This window comes from Bacteroidota bacterium, from assembly GCA_016699695.1.
Lineage (GTDB): Bacteria > Bacteroidota > Bacteroidia > Bacteroidales > UBA10428 > UBA10428.
On sequence record CP065006.1, the window covers coordinates 1,795,584 to 1,813,646 of the forward strand.

An 18,063-nucleotide genomic window follows, 5' to 3' on the forward strand; every position below is an offset into this window, starting at 1 on the left:
CTTATTTTACACTCGGTTCAAAACACGCTCATTCTGAATGCTTAAGTCGTTAAGATACAGATTATTGCTTTGGTTTGTATTGTCAACAATACTGCTATCTGTAACTTCGTTTCTACTTTTCCGCTTTCATAAATCGGCCAAAAGCAACCAACAGCTTACGCTTGAAACCCTCCAATACCTAAGGCACCAATTTCAAAAAGACCAAACCCTGGTGGCTAACTTTCAGGCTGCCGACCCCACCAACGACCAGTTTTATATGACCGGCGAGAGCGATTACCTGCTGGGACATTACAAAACCGCCGCCAACATCGACAGCAGCCTTGTACATTATGCCTCGCACCTGCCAAAGGACGATGCTGATTTAGCTAAATTCTCCGACATCCGTCTGGCTTATTCGAATTACTGCATGCTACTCGATAGCCTGGTATACAAAATTTACCAGAGGGGCTATGAATTTTATGGACTCGAAGGTGAACTGGCCAGTTACATATACAATCTGGAAAACAAATTTGAAATCCGCTCCGGAGAATTGCTCCAACTTAAGGTGGCCGAGAAAGAATACATCATTCACCAGGATCCTCAATACATCGAACGTGTTGAAAGACTATGCAACAACCTGATTACCCATGCACTTTTAGCAGAAAACTATACGCCCCAGGAGAAAAAAATATTAGTGGAGACACTCAAGTCATACAAAAAGACTTTTTATAAAATTGTTGCCCTCGACAATGAAATTGGTACCCATACCAACAGTGGGCTCCAACAGGAATTATCGGAACTGGGCTTTATGCTCGAGAACTTAGCCGAAAGCCTTATTTCAGAAGAGCAAATCAGTTACCAGGCCAACATGAGAAAAATTAACCTCTTCTTTGCCCTGGCCATTTTCCTGTTAATAGCCCTTAGCTTTACAATGAGTGTTTATACCTCGCGGTATTTAGTCAAACATCTCGAACAACTAAGTCTTTACATTCATTCTCTGGCAAAAACCAATTTCGCGCAACGAGCCGATTTCGACCTGCGTCATTCTACCAGCGAAATACGCGACATATACCTTGCTTTCCGCAACATGCTGGCCGATTTACGTGTACGCGATCAACAGCGTAACCAAGCCCTTCGCATGGCAGAAGATACCCAGATGCGTTACCGCGACCTGGCCGACTTGCTGCCTCAGTGTGTTTATGAAACCGACCGTATGGGCAACCTCACTTATGTAAACAAAGCCTGGTTTAAAGTATTTGGTTACGAAGAGGCTGATATCGACCACGGAATCAACTTGATAGAAATACTGAATGCCGATACAAATAGCAGTCTTTTTGGTTTTTCTAAGGTAGAAAACAATGATTTTATTGCCACCCGAAAGGATGGGAGCCGGTTCCCAGCAACCGTGTTTTCAGATGTTATCCGCAAGGGTGTTCGTGTAATTGGCCGCAGAGGAATTATTATCGATACAAGTCTAAAGCAACAATACATCGACAGCCTGAAAAAAGAAACAGCCAGAGCCGTTACTTCAGACCGCCACAAATCATCGTTTCTGGCCAATATGTCGCATGAAATACGCACACCCATGAATTCGATCATTGGGTTTACGAACATGCTTTCGTCCAAAGAAATTTCGGATGAAATGAAAGAAAACTTCATTGGGCACATACAAACCAGCAGCGAAATGCTGCTTCATCTGATTGACGACATCATCGATATTGCCAAGATCGAAGACGGTCAACTAAAAATAAAAAAAACCAACTGCCATCCTGCAAGCCTGATTCAATCGCTTCAGGCATCTTTCGAGGCATACAAAAACAAAATAGAGAAGGAAAATCTTTCCATACAGCTGGTTCTTCCCAATGAACCCATTCACTTCCGTACCGACGAAATAAGGCTGAAACAAATACTCTCGAACCTGATCAGCAATGCCATTAAGTTTACCGAAGAAGGTGGAATTGAGATCGGAATGCTAGTGAAGAACCAACGCTATATTGAATTTTATGTCGAAGATACGGGCATTGGGATGAACAAGGATGACCTGCGGACCATTTTCGACCGCTTTAAACGTACTGCCCTCAGCGAAGAAAAAAAAATAAGCGGTACAGGCTTAGGTCTTGCCATTGCCAAAAACCTGGTTGAATTGCTTGGTGGTACTATGTGGGTGCACAGCGAGCCGGGCAAGGGTACACGATTTACCTTCGACTTGCCTTACATACGGGTAGCAGAAGATATTACCATCCAGCCTGTGGCAGTTCAAACTGTGAATACCAATTGGGCCGGTAAAAAGATTCTGGTGGCAGAAGACGATGATTTTAGTTTTGAGTTTATGGCTCAATTGCTCTTTACTACTGGTGCACAAGTATTACGTGCCCATAACGGCCGCGAAGCAATTGAAGCACTTCAATTCCACTCCGATATCGATTTAGTACTTATGGATCTGCGTATGCCTGAACTAAACGGACTGGAAGCTACCCGTGAAATAAAGAAAACATATCCTCAACTACCTGTAATTGCCCAGACTGCCTTTGCCATGGAGGGAGACAGAAACCGATGTATTGAAGCCGGCTGCGACGATTACATTACCAAACCAATTCATGCCGAAAACCTACTGGCCAAGATTAGCCAGTTTATACAGAATAAACCCCAGCCTACTCAATCCTTCGATGAGACCGGCAAAGCCAAACACGATATACAACTTCTTCCAAGCCAGGCAAAAAATCCGAGCCTGAATTAATCCTTGCAGGCTTTACCTTACACGATTATCACCGAATGTACTACCTTTATCGACGACAATAGTTCCGGTTTATGTTAAGGGATGCTTACCCGCTCGTTTGACAAAAAAACCGGTAAAAGAAATATGGTTCTAATCTGATAATAAAAAAACTGCATTACCAATGAAAATGATGCTGTTCAGTAATTCCACCAACGCCGGTGAAAACTACCTGGCCTACACCCTGCCCTATTTCAGTCAGTTTTTAGACAACAAACCTGCCGAAGCTGTTTTTGTGCCTTACGCCGGAATTACCATTCACTGGGACGACTATTCCAATAAAGTGGCCGGGGTTTTAAATAACCTTGGGATAAAAATTTCTCCCCTGCACCAAACAAAAAACGAAAAACAAGCTCTTGAAAATGCCTCCATGATAATGGTTGGAGGTGGAAATACCTTTCATCTGCTCAAAACACTTCAGGACAAAGATTTACTCGAAGTAATCAGGAAAAAAGTACGCACCGGAACACCCTATATTGGTTGGAGTGCCGGATCGAATTTGGCCTGCCCTACTATTTGCACTACCAACGATATGCCCATTGTTGAACCGCATAATTTCTCGGCCCTGGGCTTAATTCCGTTTCAAATAAATCCTCACTATACCGACGCGACACTCGAAAACCATGCTGGCGAAACACGCGAAATGCGCATAGAGGAATATCTGGTAGCCAATCAAAAGACCTGGGTAGCTGGCATGCGCGAAGGAACCTTATTCCGCCTCGATGGAGACACCCTCACTTTGCAAGGTGAAAAAGCCTGCCGCGTTTTTAGGTATGGCGATACGCCCAAAGAGCTCAATAAGACCGACAATTTTTCGTTTTTATTCAAATAATGTCCATGAAGTCCTTTCGCAGATTCCGTAATTTCTTTCTAATTATCGCCTCGTTGTGGGTGGTTATGGTTATTATCGGTTTAGTATTCAGTCGCTCCCTTCAGGAAAAAATAATCGATTTGCTGATTAAAGAAGCCAACAGCCAATTGTTGGCAGAGGTGCACCTGCGAAAGAGCAATGTCCATTTCAGCCTGTTTAAGAAGTTTCCTTACGCCACCATCGAATTGCGCAATTTAGTAGTAAAAGTGCCTGAAAAGCTCGATCTGAAAAACCTTCATGCCGAACACGGCGATACCCTTTTGTTTGCGCGAAGAATCTACCTGCAACTTAATCTCAGCAGCTTGCTTCAGGACGAATACAACCTGAAAAAAATTAGTGTGAGCGATGGCTTTTTGCAAATACTGTATGATTCGAAAGGCCACTCAAGCCTCGATATTATTCGCACCGATGGCGGTAGTAGTGAGTTTAGCACTAACATACGTTCGTTAACTTTTAATAATCTCAAAATTGTTGCTGAGCGCGAATCGTCTTCATTTCAGTCGACTATTTACTTAAAAAAGGCCGAGGCATCGGGTACCTTTAAAGAATCTAATTTCTCCATTACCCTAAAAACTGATGGCACCCTCGAAAAACTTAAGTTGAAAGCTGAAAGCCTTGAACCCATGCAAAAATTTAAAACCGATGTAGCCATCACCCGGCAAAATGAGGTCTATTCCATTTCCAAAGGCATGATGGAACTGAGTAACATTCCTTTAAGGGTTATCGGAACTCTTCGAACCGGTAAAAGAACTCTTATTGATCTTGTTTTTTCAACACAAGATGCTCCAATAAAACAAATCGACAAATCGCTTTTAAGCGGCCTGATTGGAAAAACAGGGTATGAACCTGAGGGAGGATCCCTCACCATTCAGTCGTCTGTGAAAGGTTACATCGATACGAAGGCTCCTTCGATACAGGCAAAATTTAAGGTGGAAAATGGAGAAATACACGATCGCAATAAAGACATTACCTACCAAAAGATTTTCCTAAGCGGCACAGCCAGTAACGGATCGAGCCAGCAGCAACAAAAACCACTGAGTGTTTCAATCGATACTTTTAATGTTTCTTCGGAATCCAGCAACCAATACGGATGGCTAAAGCTCGAAAACCAAACTGAACCTTATTTGCATGCCAATCTGAAGGGCGAACTGGCACTGGAAGATATTAAAAAGTTTGCCAGCTTCGCCGGAATGGAAATAAAAGGCGAAAATATTCACAATTCGATCACCGTGAAAGGTTACCTGCCTGGAAAAGATAAACCGCTGACTTCTCAGCTGGAAATTTCTGGCTGGATCCGGATGACAGACCTTAAAATAAAATTTACCGAACAGAACATTCCGGAAATCAGCACCCATGGTACCATTCACCTGCATCCCGATCATTCCATGGTGTTCGATTCGGTATATTGCCAGGCTGCCCGGTCAAGAATGGTGATAAACGGAAGCCTTTCCAATTACGATATTCCCGGATCCATTCCATCGTTGAATGCCCGTGTACATGCTTACAGCATTTATACCGACGATTTTATTCCCTCTGAAAAAAAACAGGGACAAAGTGATTTTGCGATCGTTTTCCCAGATTCAATCGACCTGCACGGCAGCTTGTATCTCGAAGAATATCATTTTGGAAAATTTGCCCCACGCGAAATCAACAGTGAAATCAATTATACCGGGAAAAGTCTTGAGCTAAGCAATTTTTCGATGAATTGCTTTTCCGGAAAAACCCGGGGAAACATGCTCATCACCCAGCCCTCTGATGATAAAATAAAAATGATGGCAGATGTCACCATCGAGCACAGTAATCTCGAGGAAATGTTCAATGCCTTCAACAATTTCGGGCAAGATGTGATTGGCAGAGAGCATCTCAATGGATGGATTTCTGGCAACATACAGTTTGCATCGGTATGGAGCAGCCAGCTGATCCTCGATCCTGAATCGATACTGGCACAGGGCGATTTATTGATCGAAAAAGGCGAATTAAAAGATTATCCACCCCTAATGGGTCTTTCGCGTTTTATCGATGTAAAGGAACTCAAGCACATACGATTCGACAACCTGCACACTTCTTTGAGCATCCGTAACCAAAAAGTAATACTCGATCAAACCAAATTCAGTTCTTCGGCCATCGATTTCGAAGGTTCGGGTATACATGACTTCGATAACAAATACGAATACCGTTTGCAGGTAGGGCTCACCGATTTGCTTTGGAAAAAATCGAACAAGAGCCGCGACGAAATTACCGAATTCGGATACCTGGTCGATGACCAACCCAACCGCACCACGGTTCCATTCCTGATTACCGGAAAAGGTACCGAATTCGACGTGAAATACGATAAACTAACTTCCCGCAACAGGTTCAAAGAAAACATTGGTAAAGAAAAGATACTGCTGAAAGAAATGTTTTCGGATCAGGCCACCAATACCCAACAGGTTAAGACCGATACAAGCCAAACCAAACCACAACTCGAAAAAACCAATACGGGTACCTATCAGAATAAGACAAAAGATTTTATTCTCGATTGGGACGACAGCGCCGAAGAAGAGGAAGATTCAGGAGGTGGTCTATGAAAATGGGCTCCATTCGCATTTTAAAGGCTTAAAAAGTATTATACACAGCATTGCTGTAAAACTCGTTGCATGAACATTTACCGCCGAAAAATACACCTTAAATACATCCTTCTGGTTCTTGCCTTGCTAATAGGCATGGGTTCGCTTTATTACACCAACCAACTGGTGGAAAAACTTGCACACGAAGAGCGTAAAAAAATAGAGCTTTGGGCTCGTGCCACCAGCCTTATTATTACCAGCGAAAACGATGAAAGCCTCATCTTTCTGGTGGAAGTAATTCAGAACAACGAAACAGTTCCGGTAATCGTGCTCGATGACCAGGGCCAGGTAATTATGATGCGAAACCTCGACAGCCTTAAAGTAAAAAAGCCCGGCTACATCGAAAAGCGCCTCGGGAAAATGAGCCTTGTTTCGCCACCCATTGAAATTGACCTTGGAAAAGGACAAAAGCAATATCTCTATTACGACCGATCGACCATACTTACCAAACTTACCAATTACCCCATTGTTCAGCTTACAATAATTTTGGTTTTTCTTCTTGTAGCCTATTATGCCTTCAACACTTCGCGCAGGGCGGAGCAAAACCAGGTTTGGGTAGGGCTTTCAAAAGAAACTGCACATCAATTGGGCACACCCATTTCGTCTTTAATGGCCTGGCTCGATATTCTGCGCGCAAAATGGCCCGACGATAATACTCTTACAGAGCTTGAACACGATGTATTGCGTCTGGAAAAAATTACCGAACGTTTCTCGAAAATTGGTGCCCGTCCCCGTCTCGATATGACCAATCTTGCAGAAGTAATTGAGAAATCGGTGAAGTATCTTCGAAACCGATCTTCGCACCGCGTTAGTTTTGAGCTATTTCTTCCAAACGAACCTGTGCACCTGCCGCTTAATGCACCATTGTTCGACTGGGTGCTGGAAAACATTTTTAAAAATGCGATGGATGCGATTACCGGAGAAGGAAAAATTAAAATAAGCCTCATCGATAACCAAAAGTATGTGTTTATCGATATCAGCGATAGTGGAAAGGGAATTCCAAGAGGAAAATATAAAACCATCTTCAAACCAGGCTACACAACAAAAAGGCGTGGTTGGGGTCTTGGGCTCTCGCTCACCAAACGAATTGTTGAAGAATACCATGGCGGCAAAATATTTGTGGCCGCTTCGGAACCCGGGAAAGGAACCACCATTCGTATAAGCCTCAAGAGAAAAATTCGCCAGATGGATACTGCGAAACCCAATGGTTCGTCTGCTTAAAAGAATTTTACAAAAGAAAGGTTAGAAATCTTTGTTTTTACTGTCGATAAGGATTGTTACAGGCCCGTCGTTTATCAATGAGACTTCCATCATGGCCCCAAAAACTCCGGTTTTTACTTCGGTCCGACAAACACGCGCAAGATTAGCCACAAATTGTTCGTAAAGCGGAATGGCTATTTCAGGAACAGCCGCACGAATGTACGAAGGCCTGTTTCCCTTTTTGGTGCTTGCATGAAGAGTAAACTGGCTTACCACCAACAATTCTCCCCCGGTGTCGGTAACCGAGCAATTCATTACACCTTGTGCATCGTTAAAAATCCTTAGGCGTGCAATTTTTCCGCATAACCAATCGATGTCGGTGTGTGAATCGTCTGTTTCGATACCCAGCAGAATAAGCAACCCATTGCCTATTTTCGATACAATTTTACCTTCTATCGAAACATCTGCCCTGCTTACACGTTGAATAACTATTCGCACACCCTTGAAATTAGAACCACGAATTTAATCGAAAAAATAATGCCTGAGCTAAAATGTATATGGTATCGAAGTTCGAATTTCAGAAGGAAAAACCGGCGCAATATTTGTTATTAACCCAGTTACACATACAGAAATTAAGTAGCTTTACGTTTTCAAAGAATCAAATACTCTAAAGATTTTTTCTTTTATGATTACTTTTAAGAACCTTTTTGTAAAAAATAGCAGAATCATCCTCGTTTCCAGTTCGTTTGTTTTGCTTGCATTTGGTCTGTTATCGTTTAACAATACCGATTTTAAAATAGCCCAAAACCTCGAAATATTTTTCAATGTGTTTCGCGAAGTAAATGCACTTTATGTCGATGAAACTGATCCTGAAAAATTGATTGAATCGAGCATCAATGGAATGCTTGAATCGCTTGACCCTTATACTACTTACATTTCTGAAGAAGATGTAGACGAGTTTAAGTTTATGACCACCGGAAAATACGGGGGGGTGGGTGCACTCATACGCAAAGCCGGACACTATACTATGGTCTCAGAGCCTTACGAGGGCTTTCCAGCACAAAAATCGGGTTTACAAGCCGGTGATACTATTCTGAGCATTGACGGGGTATCTACTTTCGATAAAAATATTGCTGAAGTAAGTGAAATGCTTAAAGGGTCGCCTAACACCTCCCTTAGTCTTCAAATTAAACGTTTAGGGGTCGATTCAGTAATCACCCACACTTTGGTGCGCGAACAGGTTTCTATACCAAATATTCCTTACTATGGTATGCTCAACCACAATACTGGCTATATTCTGTTAAGCAACTTTATGCCCAATGCAGGCAAAGAAGTAAAAGCTGCGTCGGAAGATTTGATGCGTCAGGGAGCGAAATCCCTGATTCTGGATCTTAGAAGCAATCCGGGTGGTTTGCTGAACGAAGCAGTAGAAGTATCCAATGTATGGATTGAGCGTAACCAGGAAATTGTAAGTACACGCAGCCGCACCGGACAGGGCGATAAAACCTACCTTACCCGTCAGAGTCCTGTAGATACCAGTATGCCTCTTGTGGTATTGGTGAACCGTTCGTCGGCATCGGCTTCTGAAATTGTAGCGGGTTCGCTGCAAGACCTTGACCGAGCCGTGGTGATTGGCCAGCGCACTTTTGGAAAAGGACTTGTGCAGACAACCCGACCCCTCAATTACAATGCACACCTGAAAATTACTACTGCTAAGTATTATACTCCTAGCGGACGATGTATACAAGCATTGGATTATGCCCACCGCAACGAAGATGGAAGCGTGGGTTATATCCCCGATTCGCTCATTTCGGCTTTTAAAACCCGCAACGGTCGTATAGTATACGATGGCGGTGGCATTGAACCCGATATTAAAATTGTGGAAGATGCCCCCGGTAACATTACCATGGCGCTGTATGCCGAAAATCATTTCTTCGATTTTGCTACTATTTTCGCCTCGAAAAATTCATCCATCGAGCGCCCGGCTGTATTTGAAGTATCGAACAACCTCTTCGACGAATTTAAGCTCTACCTCTCTGATAAGCAGTTTACTTACAGCACCGAAAGCAGCGAAATGCTTCAGGAGCTGATAAAAACAGCCCGGTACGAAGGCTATTACGATAAAATACAGGGCGAACTAACTGCACTGGAAGCCCAGCTGATAGGCGACAGGGAAAAAGATCTTCAAACCTTTCAGGTTGAAATAAAAGAGCTGCTAAAAGACGAAATCATCAGCCGCTACTATTACCAAAAGGGAAGAATAATAGCCAGTCTGAATGACGACCCTGAAATACAAAAGGCCATCGACATACTGAATAGCAAAGAAACCCTCGGTACCATTCTAAACGGGTCGTATAAAGGCGAAACGGTGTTTGCCTATTACACACGCTAGAAACCGATAAGACAGAAAAAAGCCGGTGCGGAACACATTCCACACCGGCTTTTTTTATCCAGCTATTCTGGTTTTACCTGAACTTCGATTTCACAAAATCAATCTCTATGTGCTCGTGGTACCGGAATTCCGATCTACCTAAACTATCCTGATAAATTTCTGCCATTTCCAGGCTGTCTTCATCGTCTTTCTCGTAATGCCAGTTTACCAATACCTGAGAAACTTTTTGATTCACGTCAACGGCTTTAAAAAGTTCGAGCAGTTTTTTCGAACTGGCTGTATTAAAATATTCCAAAACAATGTCGAAAGTTACCACATCGGCTTGCAGGTTACGGGCAAAGTCGATAAGTGGATTATAAAGCTCTGCAACATTTTCGGGAAGTGAGCGTCCGGTAATTTTAAGCATTCCATTCGGATGAAAATCGATGTGGGGAGAATGGTTTTGGGCTTCGATAACGATGGGTTCCATCTGTTGAGTTTAATTTTTAGTTCTGGTGGTTATTACGCCAATAATAGCTAAAAGGTTTATTTGCTTGATGAAAGATAGCAAATATTTGATATTAATCTGTTTATTTTTGGCTAAGCCAACTATGCCCCCAAATTATTTTATTCCGCTGGGTTCAATTCCAGGGGCATAAAATGATAAAAAGAATAAAGCCATGCTTCGTATATTGCATCCTTAATAAAACTATTCCTAAGACATTCAGAATGAACATTCAATTCGCTTCTTCCATTCGCCAAAAATTAGTCTCCATGCGCTTGGGCGTAATCGATTTTACTGCCAGGGTAGAAAATACTTCGCCAGATTTATGGCGCACCATAGAAACCGAATGTGCACAAATTCAGCAAATTCTAAAAGCGGAAGAGATTACCCTACAGCCCGAAATTGCCGCTGCTCGCTTAGCCTATAAAAAATGCGGCAAGGACCCCAGCCGTTACCGCCCTTCGGCCGATTCGCTTATGCGCCGTATTGTTAAAGGATTAGGACTTTACCAGGTTAATAATGTGGTAGAAGTGCTTAACCTTGTTTCGCTTCAAACCGGTTTTTCAATTGGTGGGTACAACACCAACAGTTTGAAGGGAACGATTCTTATGGACATTGGGCGGGCTGAAGAAGTCTATACGGGCATTGGCCGTGGGGAGCTTAATATCGAAGGGTTGCCAGTGTTGCGCGACGAGATTGGTGTGTTCGGTTCGCCCACCAGCGACAGCGAGCGCAGCATGATTGGCTCTGAAACATTACACACCAGCTTTGTTTTTTTCGATTTTGGAATATCCGAGAAATTACAATCCGCTATAGAAAACTGCGAAAAACTGTTGCAGAAATATTGCCAGATCGACGATGTTAAAATTAGTTTTTTGGAATATGGTCACCAGAAACATTTATAACTTTTACAAATTTTTTAGAGGTCAATCTGCCCCACTCATGAACAAATCCCTATACAATGAATAGCCTCCTGCGCGACCTCCGCGATGCCATTCGCGGAAGTGAACAAGATTATACCAAATTACGTCTCAGCCGTGCCATTTTTCTTTTGGCCATACCTATGGTACTGGAAATGCTATTCGAATCGACTTTTGCCATTCTGGATATCTTTTTTGTTTCCCGCATCAACAACGAAATAATTACCGGAGATATGGCTGCCTCTATTGTGGGTTTTACCGAATCGGTAATGACCATGATTTATGCCATAGGCATGGGTGTAGCCATGGGCACCACCGCGCTCGTTTCCAGACGCATCGGAGAAAAGCATGACCAGGATGCTGCCATTGGAGCAGGTCAGGCAATACTGCTCGGAATAATGTTGTCTTTTTTAATTGCTATTCCTGGCATTCTTTTTCCAGGAAAAATTCTCGAACTACTTAATGCCGAACCCAAAATAGTAGCCCACGGAAAGACTTATACTTCGCTCATGCTAGGGAGCAATGTGCTGATTATGCTTCTTTTTATTAATAACGCTATTTTCCGCAGCGCTGGCAATCCGGTACTTTCGATGCGGGTGCTTATTCTGGCCAACCTCATTAACATGGTGCTGGATCCGATACTTATTTTTGGTTGGGGTCCCTTCCCCGAAATGGGCGTAACCGGGGCTGCAGTAGCCACTATTACGGGTAGAAGCATTGCCGTAGCATACCAGTTCTACCTTATGGCCAAAGGCGAAGGAAAAATTAAGCTAATCTGGCAATACTTTATCATACGACCGAAGATCATTCAAAAAGTACTTTTTTTATCGGGTGGGGGCATGTTACAATTTATTATTGCTACTACCAGCTGGATATTCCTTTACAGTATTTTAGGTGAATATAAACATGAAGTAACAGCGGGTTATACCTATGCAATCAGGTTGTTTATATTTTTCTTATTGCCTGCCTGGGGTTTGAGCAATGCCGTATCGACCCTGGTAGGCCAGAACCTGGGTGCCAACAACCCCGCCAGGGCTGAAAGGGCTGTTTATTATACCGGACTGGCCAACGTAGGCTACATGTTTGTAATAATGCTTTTGTTTCTGTTCATTCCACATCACCTTGTCAATATTTTTAAAACCTCGCCACGGTCCTTTGAGGTGGCCGTTGACTGTTTACGCATAATAAGCATTGGCAATATTTTTTATGGTTTTCAGATGGTTTTAGGTCAGGCCTTTAACGGAGCCGGCGATACCTACACCCCCACCTGGCTTAATTTCATTGCCTTTTGGCTGATAGAAATTCCTCTGGCATGGACACTTGCCAATGTAGCCGGCATGGAAGAGAAAGGTGTTTTCTGGTCGGTATTTATTGCCGAAACCATTCTTTGCCTCATCAGCTTTTATATTTTTACCCGCGGAAGGTGGAAGAAAATGCTCGTTTAAATTTGTACCAGGACTTTGGCATTAGGAAATAAAAAACCTTCTTGCTAACTTCCGTTCAAAGCTTTTACCATGGAATTTTTAGACAACAATTGGTTTAACTACCTGGTGCTTCCACTTTTAATAATTGCAGCACGTATCTGCGATGTGTCAATGGGCACCCTGCGCATTATTTACCTTTCGAAAGGATTAAAAACCCTGGCCGCTGTATTGGGTTTTTTCGAAGTGTTTATCTGGCTGATAGCCATCACACGTATTATATCGAACCTCGACAATTGGATTAGTTTTGTGGCTTATCCCCTGGGCTTTTCGATTGGGGTGTACGTGGGCATGAAAATCGAGGAGCGCATTGCTATCGGACAACAACTTGTGCGCATCATTACCCGCAAAGATGCTTCGCAACTCATACAAGGCCTTCGCACGAATGGTTACAGCGTTACCGCAATTAAAGCCGAAGGCAGCCAGGGAGAAGTGGGTGTATTGTATTCGATTGTGAACCGCAAGAACATGGATGATATTGTTGGCATTATAAAGCAATTTAACCCTAATGCCTTTTATACCATCGAAGATGTGAAATTTGTGAGCCAGAACCTACTCGCGCAGAAACAAATGTATGGCCGCGAGGTGAAGTTGAAATGATAAGGGGATATATTGGCAGCTTATAAAACTTAGCTTTGCTTTTATCAATTAACGAGAAAACCTAGATGGGTTCAAACATTACCCGATACCCCCCGAATTTGCGCACATTCAATACACTCCTTTGGTCGAACATGAGGTACTGCCCTTTTATGCCTGTGAGTATCCCTTCTATTTGTGGAGATTTCTCCAGGTCGAGCGATGCTACTTTTTGAGGGTAGTCAAGCACCGGATAATCTATTTCAATCAGTTCATTTTCCCATACCAGGTAGGGTTCAAAGCTGCTGTCGAGTTTTTCTATTACCTGGCTTTTCACCTCTGCAAGTGAATATTCAGCTTTAGATAAGCCTTGCAACATCTTTCGCCAGTTGGTTTTATCTGGTAAATACTGCTTCAACGCTACTTCTATTTGCCCCGCTAAAAACCTATTGGGGGTTCGTGCAAGCACCATTGCTTGAGTGGCACCCTGGTCTATCCAGCGGGTGGGCAACTGTGTGCTGCGGGTAACCCCTACTTTAATGTCACCTGTGTCGGCCAAATACACAAACTGGTCGATCAGGCAATGGCTTTGGGCATAGTCCATGTCGCGGGCTATGCCTTCGTGGGCGCGGCAAAGCTCAGGGTGCAACACGCATTCTTCCGTTTCGGGAGAGCTGATAAAACAAGGGTAGCAATACCCCTGCGAAAAAGACTTGGCGGTTTTTCGTCCACACCGAATGCAGTTTATTTCACCTAAATATTTCAGTTGAATGGGTTTTCCAAGGAAATCATTCATGCAAATTTCCTTGTCGCCCAAGCTTAGGTAATAGTTCACCGGCTTGCCAGGCTCGGTGCGCATTTTCTGAAGGTTGCCAGTGTATTCCATCATTCAATCTGAACTATTTTATTGATAATCCTCACGATGAATCCTAATCAATGCGAGTTCTAATTATTTGAAAATCTCTTCCAAATTAAGACCTTGTCCTTTGCCTGATTAAATTACTATATTTGATATAACCATCCAATTTTTTCATGAAAAGCTGGCTTATTTACCTGATGGCTGTCTTGCTGCTTGCATTTTATAATGGTACAGGATTGGCCCAGTTCTATTCTACAGGCACCGCCCCTTCTACTGTGAAATGGAAATCGATTCAAACCCCCCAGTTTCGGCTAATTTACCCTGCCGAAACAGAACAAATGGCACAAAAATATGCATCCACCCTTCGGCAGGTATATCCTTTTACCGGTTACAGTCTTGCCCATAAACCCAAAAAACTCGACATTGTTTTATACAACCAAAGTGTAATTTCGAATGGATTTGTGGTGTGGGCGCCCAAACGAATGGAACTGATCACTACAAGCCCTCAGAATACCTATGCCCACAATTGGCTCGAACAACTGGCCCTTCATGAACACCGTCATGTGGTACAAATCGACAAGCTCAACCAAGGATTTACCAAAGTCCTTAGCCTGTTCGGTGGCCAAATGGTGGCAGGTGCTATGTCGGGATTTTTACCGCTTTGGTACCTCGAAGGCGATGCGGTGGTTACCGAAACAGCCTTGTCGAATACCGGTCGTGGACGCGATCCTGAATTTATTCAGCAAGTGATGGCGGCCGAAACACAACTCGGGAAAAAAATCAGGTACGACGAATTTTACCTGGGCACATACAAAGCCTATGCACCAGATTATTACCACTACGGCTATTTTATGACTGCCTGGTCGCGTAAGCAATATCCAGACGGCTTATGGCCAAAAATTATCGACCAGGTAGCCCGTAAACCCTTCCTGATTGCACCCTTGCATTTTAAGTTGAAAAAAGAAACCGGCCTTTCGAAACTGGATTTGTACCGCGAAAGCACACAAACGCTGGCAAATGAATGGTTAAAAGAAAATGAACTTCGGGGAAACCATTCGGAGCATAAGCTTGCGTTCCCTACCAGTTATTCGTCCCGGTTCACAAGCTACAAATTCCCTTATCAAACCTCGAAAGGCAGCCTGATTGCAGTGCGTACCTCTATCGACGATATTGCAAGACTGGTGGAGATTGACCCGGACGGAAAAGAAAAAATATTGTATACCCTGGGGTCGTTTCGAGGTTCCACCATAGCCTGTAGCCCCAACTATATTGCCTGGGAGGAGATTCAATACGATACCCGCTGGGAACAAAAAAATTATTCGGTAATAAGAATTTATAACCAGAACAACGGAAAAACACATGTATTAAAATCGAAAGAAAGGCATTTTTCTCCAACTATCAGTCGCGATGAAACCACAATTGGTGTAATAAAAGACGATGGCATAAATCACAACTATTTAGAAATTTATGACATATCTACTGGAAAATTAATTAAAAGATACTTAAAAGACCAGGAAACATATTTGTCCTACCCCGTCTGGCTCGATAGCCATAAAATTGCAGTGGTTGTGCTCACTTCCGAAGGAAAAGGAATAGCGCAACTCGATACCCAAACAGGATTGTGGAAAGACTTGATGGCTCCCGCTTATTACAACATCGAAGCACTTGCTGCGGCAGGCAATGCCTTAGTTTTTACTTACAGTTACGATGGCCGTTCGAATATTTACAGCCTCGATACTGCTACCAGCGAAATCAGTCGCCTTACCGACGAAAAAATCGGGGCTAACTATGCTTCCTTTGGAAATGGTACGGGCCAATTACTTTATTCCGAATACACTGCCGGTGGCTATCAGCCGAGAGCTCTCAAACCAAACCTAATCTGGGAGCCAATTAATGCCATTATAGCCTACACTTACTCATTAGCCGATACCATGGCAGCACAAGAAAAAATCAATATCCAAGATACTTTGTTGCCACTTCAGCAATTCAGTTCAAAACCCTACCCCAAAGGCTTGCATTTATTCAATCTGCATAGCTGGATTTTGCCCTTCTACATTAATCTGACCGATCTGCCTGACGAGGAATTAAGAATACTTCCTGGAATTACACTATTCTCGCAGAATAGTTTAAGCAATCTTACTTCAAGTATAAGTTACTATATTCAAGATGGCTATCACTATCTGCAACCCCGCTTCAGTTTTCAGATGTTCTACCCCGTTATTAGTTTCGAATCGACTCTGGGTGGCCCACCGAATGTACTCACTAACTCGGCAAGCATTACAAATCTTCCGGAAAGCATCCACAACCATGTGGAGTGGTTAACCGAAATCAGTGTGCCACTTAATTTCTCCACTTCGCGCTACAATTTAGGTCTGATTCCTGCCGTAAAACACCGGTATGAGAATTTGTATGTGGCCGATTCCAGCAATTATGGGAATGCCTGGCTTACAAGTGAAGAGATCTATTATTACAAGGGATATTCCAGCTTCGATTACAGGGCTAACTTCTATGCCTCTACCAAAATGGCTTACAAATCCCTATATCCGCGCTGGGCTTTTTACTATTTTGTTTCTCATCTAACCCCTGCCATTCAAAAGCAATATTGGGGAAAGAGCACGGTAAATTTAGCAACAGTCTATTTGCCAGGTTTGTTCAGGCACCACTCCCTTCAATTTCAGTTTGGATTAGAAAACGGCTTTGGAAAACGCATGGCCTTACCGAGGGGTTATGCAGTTTTTAACGGAAGATATGATAAAGCCTTTAAGATCAACGCCGGATATGGTTTTCAGGTAGCATACCCAGACCTCTCCATTGGACCACTGGTGTACATCAAACGGGTTCAAGCTTTGGTCTATTACGACCGTTTTCAGTACGAAAATACCCGCAACCAGAAACTGGGAACACTAAGCTCAGTTGGTATGGACCTAGGATTCGAAACCCACTTTCTCAGGTTTTACTGGAACTTTCTTCCAAGTCTTAGGTTGAGTTACCTCATTGAAAGCCAGTCCACAAGCTTCGATTTTTACATCTCCACCCGCTATTCCTTTGCACTCGGAGGAAACCAGGAAGAAAGTCGTTTGTTTTAATTTGCTGCTAATTAACGTGAATACTCTTCAATCAATTGGTTAAAGCGATTGATCAATTGCCATACTATTTCGTTTTGGGTGTCGAAACGAACTTCATTGACAGAATTGGCAGGTAAAATTTTAGGAGAAGTTCCGGTTAAAAAACAAGCATTGAATAAGTTAATATCGCTTAACGAAATACTCTGTTCAACATATTTAATATCCAAGTCAACTGCTATTTCAAGTACTTTTTTACGTGTAATGCCTTCAAGTAATAATCCGCGTGGTGGAGAGTAAAGGCAATTCCCCTTTACAAAGAATACATTGGTGCGGCTGCCCTCGGTAATATTACCTAAATGATCTACAAGCAAAACTTCAAAAACCTTTTGGCTTTCGAAAATTATTTGCAATTGCTGGCGAACCTTATCATTCACTTCCGATTGTTTCACATGCGGGTTGGGTCGCTCCACTTCATAAGATCCTACTGCCACTCCATGTTGATAGGCTGTAGGAAGCGGATAACGAAAAGGATATAAATAAGCGGCAAAAAGTAATTTTCCTTCATGCGGTATGGCTTCGAAACGAAGGTTGCAAATGTTTAATCCATTTTTAGCAATAAGTTCCTTTAGAATGTCATCTACTTCCCTTTCGGTAAGTGGTGATTCGAGTTGGAGATTATAAAGTGAATTGGCAAAGCGTGCAAAATGATCTTCGGCAAAAAGCGCCCTGCCATTGACAACCCTCAGCACCTCATAAATATGATTGCCACGCATGGGTACTATCTGCTCAAAATCGCCAACCGGAAACCAATTATTGTCGAAATAGAAACACTTGCCGGGTAGTTCCATGTCAGAAAA

At 42.9% G+C, this 18,063-nt stretch carries 13 protein-coding genes; 9 read left to right on the plus strand and 4 right to left on the minus strand.

Annotated features, from left to right (window positions below; translation table 11 throughout):
• Positions 1-37: 37 nt before the first annotated feature.
• From IPM71_07600 to IPM71_07615, 4 genes are all read left to right on the plus strand, one after another.
• Positions 38-2,716: a response regulator gene (locus IPM71_07600; protein QQS52588.1), complete on the plus strand. Its 2,679-nt coding sequence runs from the start codon at positions 38-40 to the stop codon at positions 2,714-2,716.
• A gap of 160 nt (positions 2,717-2,876) precedes the next feature.
• Positions 2,877-3,584, plus strand: coding sequence for a dipeptidase PepE (gene pepE, locus IPM71_07605; protein ID QQS52589.1), 708 nt, complete (start codon positions 2,877-2,879; stop codon positions 3,582-3,584).
• 5 nt (positions 3,585-3,589) lie between these two features.
• The gene (locus IPM71_07610; protein QQS52590.1) at positions 3,590-6,190 is read left to right on the plus strand and encodes a hypothetical protein; all 2,601 of its coding nucleotides are present in this window, start codon (positions 3,590-3,592) and stop codon (positions 6,188-6,190) included.
• A gap of 69 nt (positions 6,191-6,259) precedes the next feature.
• Positions 6,260-7,450, plus strand: a complete 1,191-nt coding sequence (locus tag IPM71_07615) for a HAMP domain-containing histidine kinase (GenBank protein ID QQS52591.1) — start codon at positions 6,260-6,262, stop codon at positions 7,448-7,450.
• A 21-nt stretch (positions 7,451-7,471) separates the two neighbouring features.
• Here IPM71_07615 and IPM71_07620 read toward each other — a convergent pair whose 3' ends face one another.
• Positions 7,472-7,927: a D-tyrosyl-tRNA(Tyr) deacylase gene (locus tag IPM71_07620; GenBank protein QQS52592.1), complete on the minus strand. Its 456-nt coding sequence runs from the start codon at positions 7,925-7,927 to the stop codon at positions 7,472-7,474.
• A 187-nt stretch (positions 7,928-8,114) separates the two neighbouring features.
• On the opposite strand from IPM71_07620, the gene IPM71_07625 reads away from it, so the two are divergent.
• Positions 8,115-9,821: a S41 family peptidase gene (locus IPM71_07625; protein QQS52593.1), complete on the plus strand. Its 1,707-nt coding sequence runs from the start codon at positions 8,115-8,117 to the stop codon at positions 9,819-9,821.
• Positions 9,822-9,894: 73 nt separating this feature from the next.
• On the opposite strand, the gene IPM71_07630 is transcribed toward IPM71_07625, so the two are convergent.
• A complete protein-coding gene (locus IPM71_07630; protein QQS52594.1) occupies positions 9,895-10,290 on the minus strand; it encodes a DUF1987 domain-containing protein in 396 nt (131 codons plus the stop codon).
• Positions 10,291-10,529: 239 nt separating this feature from the next.
• On the opposite strand from IPM71_07630, the gene IPM71_07635 reads away from it, so the two are divergent.
• The 3 genes from IPM71_07635 (at position 10,530) to IPM71_07645 (ending at position 13,306) form a co-directional block, all read left to right on the plus strand.
• Positions 10,530-11,210, plus strand: a complete 681-nt coding sequence (locus IPM71_07635) for a hypothetical protein (GenBank protein ID QQS52595.1) — start codon at positions 10,530-10,532, stop codon at positions 11,208-11,210.
• Between the two features lie 56 nt (positions 11,211-11,266).
• The gene (locus tag IPM71_07640; GenBank protein QQS52596.1) at positions 11,267-12,670 is read left to right on the plus strand and encodes an MATE family efflux transporter; all 1,404 of its coding nucleotides are present in this window, start codon (positions 11,267-11,269) and stop codon (positions 12,668-12,670) included.
• Between the two features lie 69 nt (positions 12,671-12,739).
• Positions 12,740-13,306 (plus strand): DUF2179 domain-containing protein, encoded by a 567-nt coding sequence (locus IPM71_07645; protein QQS52597.1) that lies wholly within the window; start codon positions 12,740-12,742, stop codon positions 13,304-13,306.
• Between the two features lie 61 nt (positions 13,307-13,367).
• Here the strand turns inward: IPM71_07645 and IPM71_07650 are convergent, their stop codons facing one another.
• Positions 13,368-14,171, minus strand: a complete 804-nt coding sequence (locus IPM71_07650; GenBank protein ID QQS52598.1) for a DUF2797 domain-containing protein — start codon at positions 14,169-14,171, stop codon at positions 13,368-13,370.
• Between the two features lie 143 nt (positions 14,172-14,314).
• On the opposite strand from IPM71_07650, the gene IPM71_07655 reads away from it, so the two are divergent.
• Entirely contained in the window at positions 14,315-17,227 is a 2,913-nt protein-coding gene (locus tag IPM71_07655; protein ID QQS52599.1) for a hypothetical protein, read from the plus strand.
• An 11-nt stretch (positions 17,228-17,238) separates the two neighbouring features.
• Here the strand turns inward: IPM71_07655 and IPM71_07660 are convergent, their stop codons facing one another.
• On the minus strand, positions 17,239-18,054 hold the full coding sequence (locus IPM71_07660; GenBank protein ID QQS52600.1) for an aminotransferase class IV family protein: 816 nt from the start codon (positions 18,052-18,054) through the stop codon (positions 17,239-17,241).
• Positions 18,055-18,063: the final 9 nt, after the last annotated feature.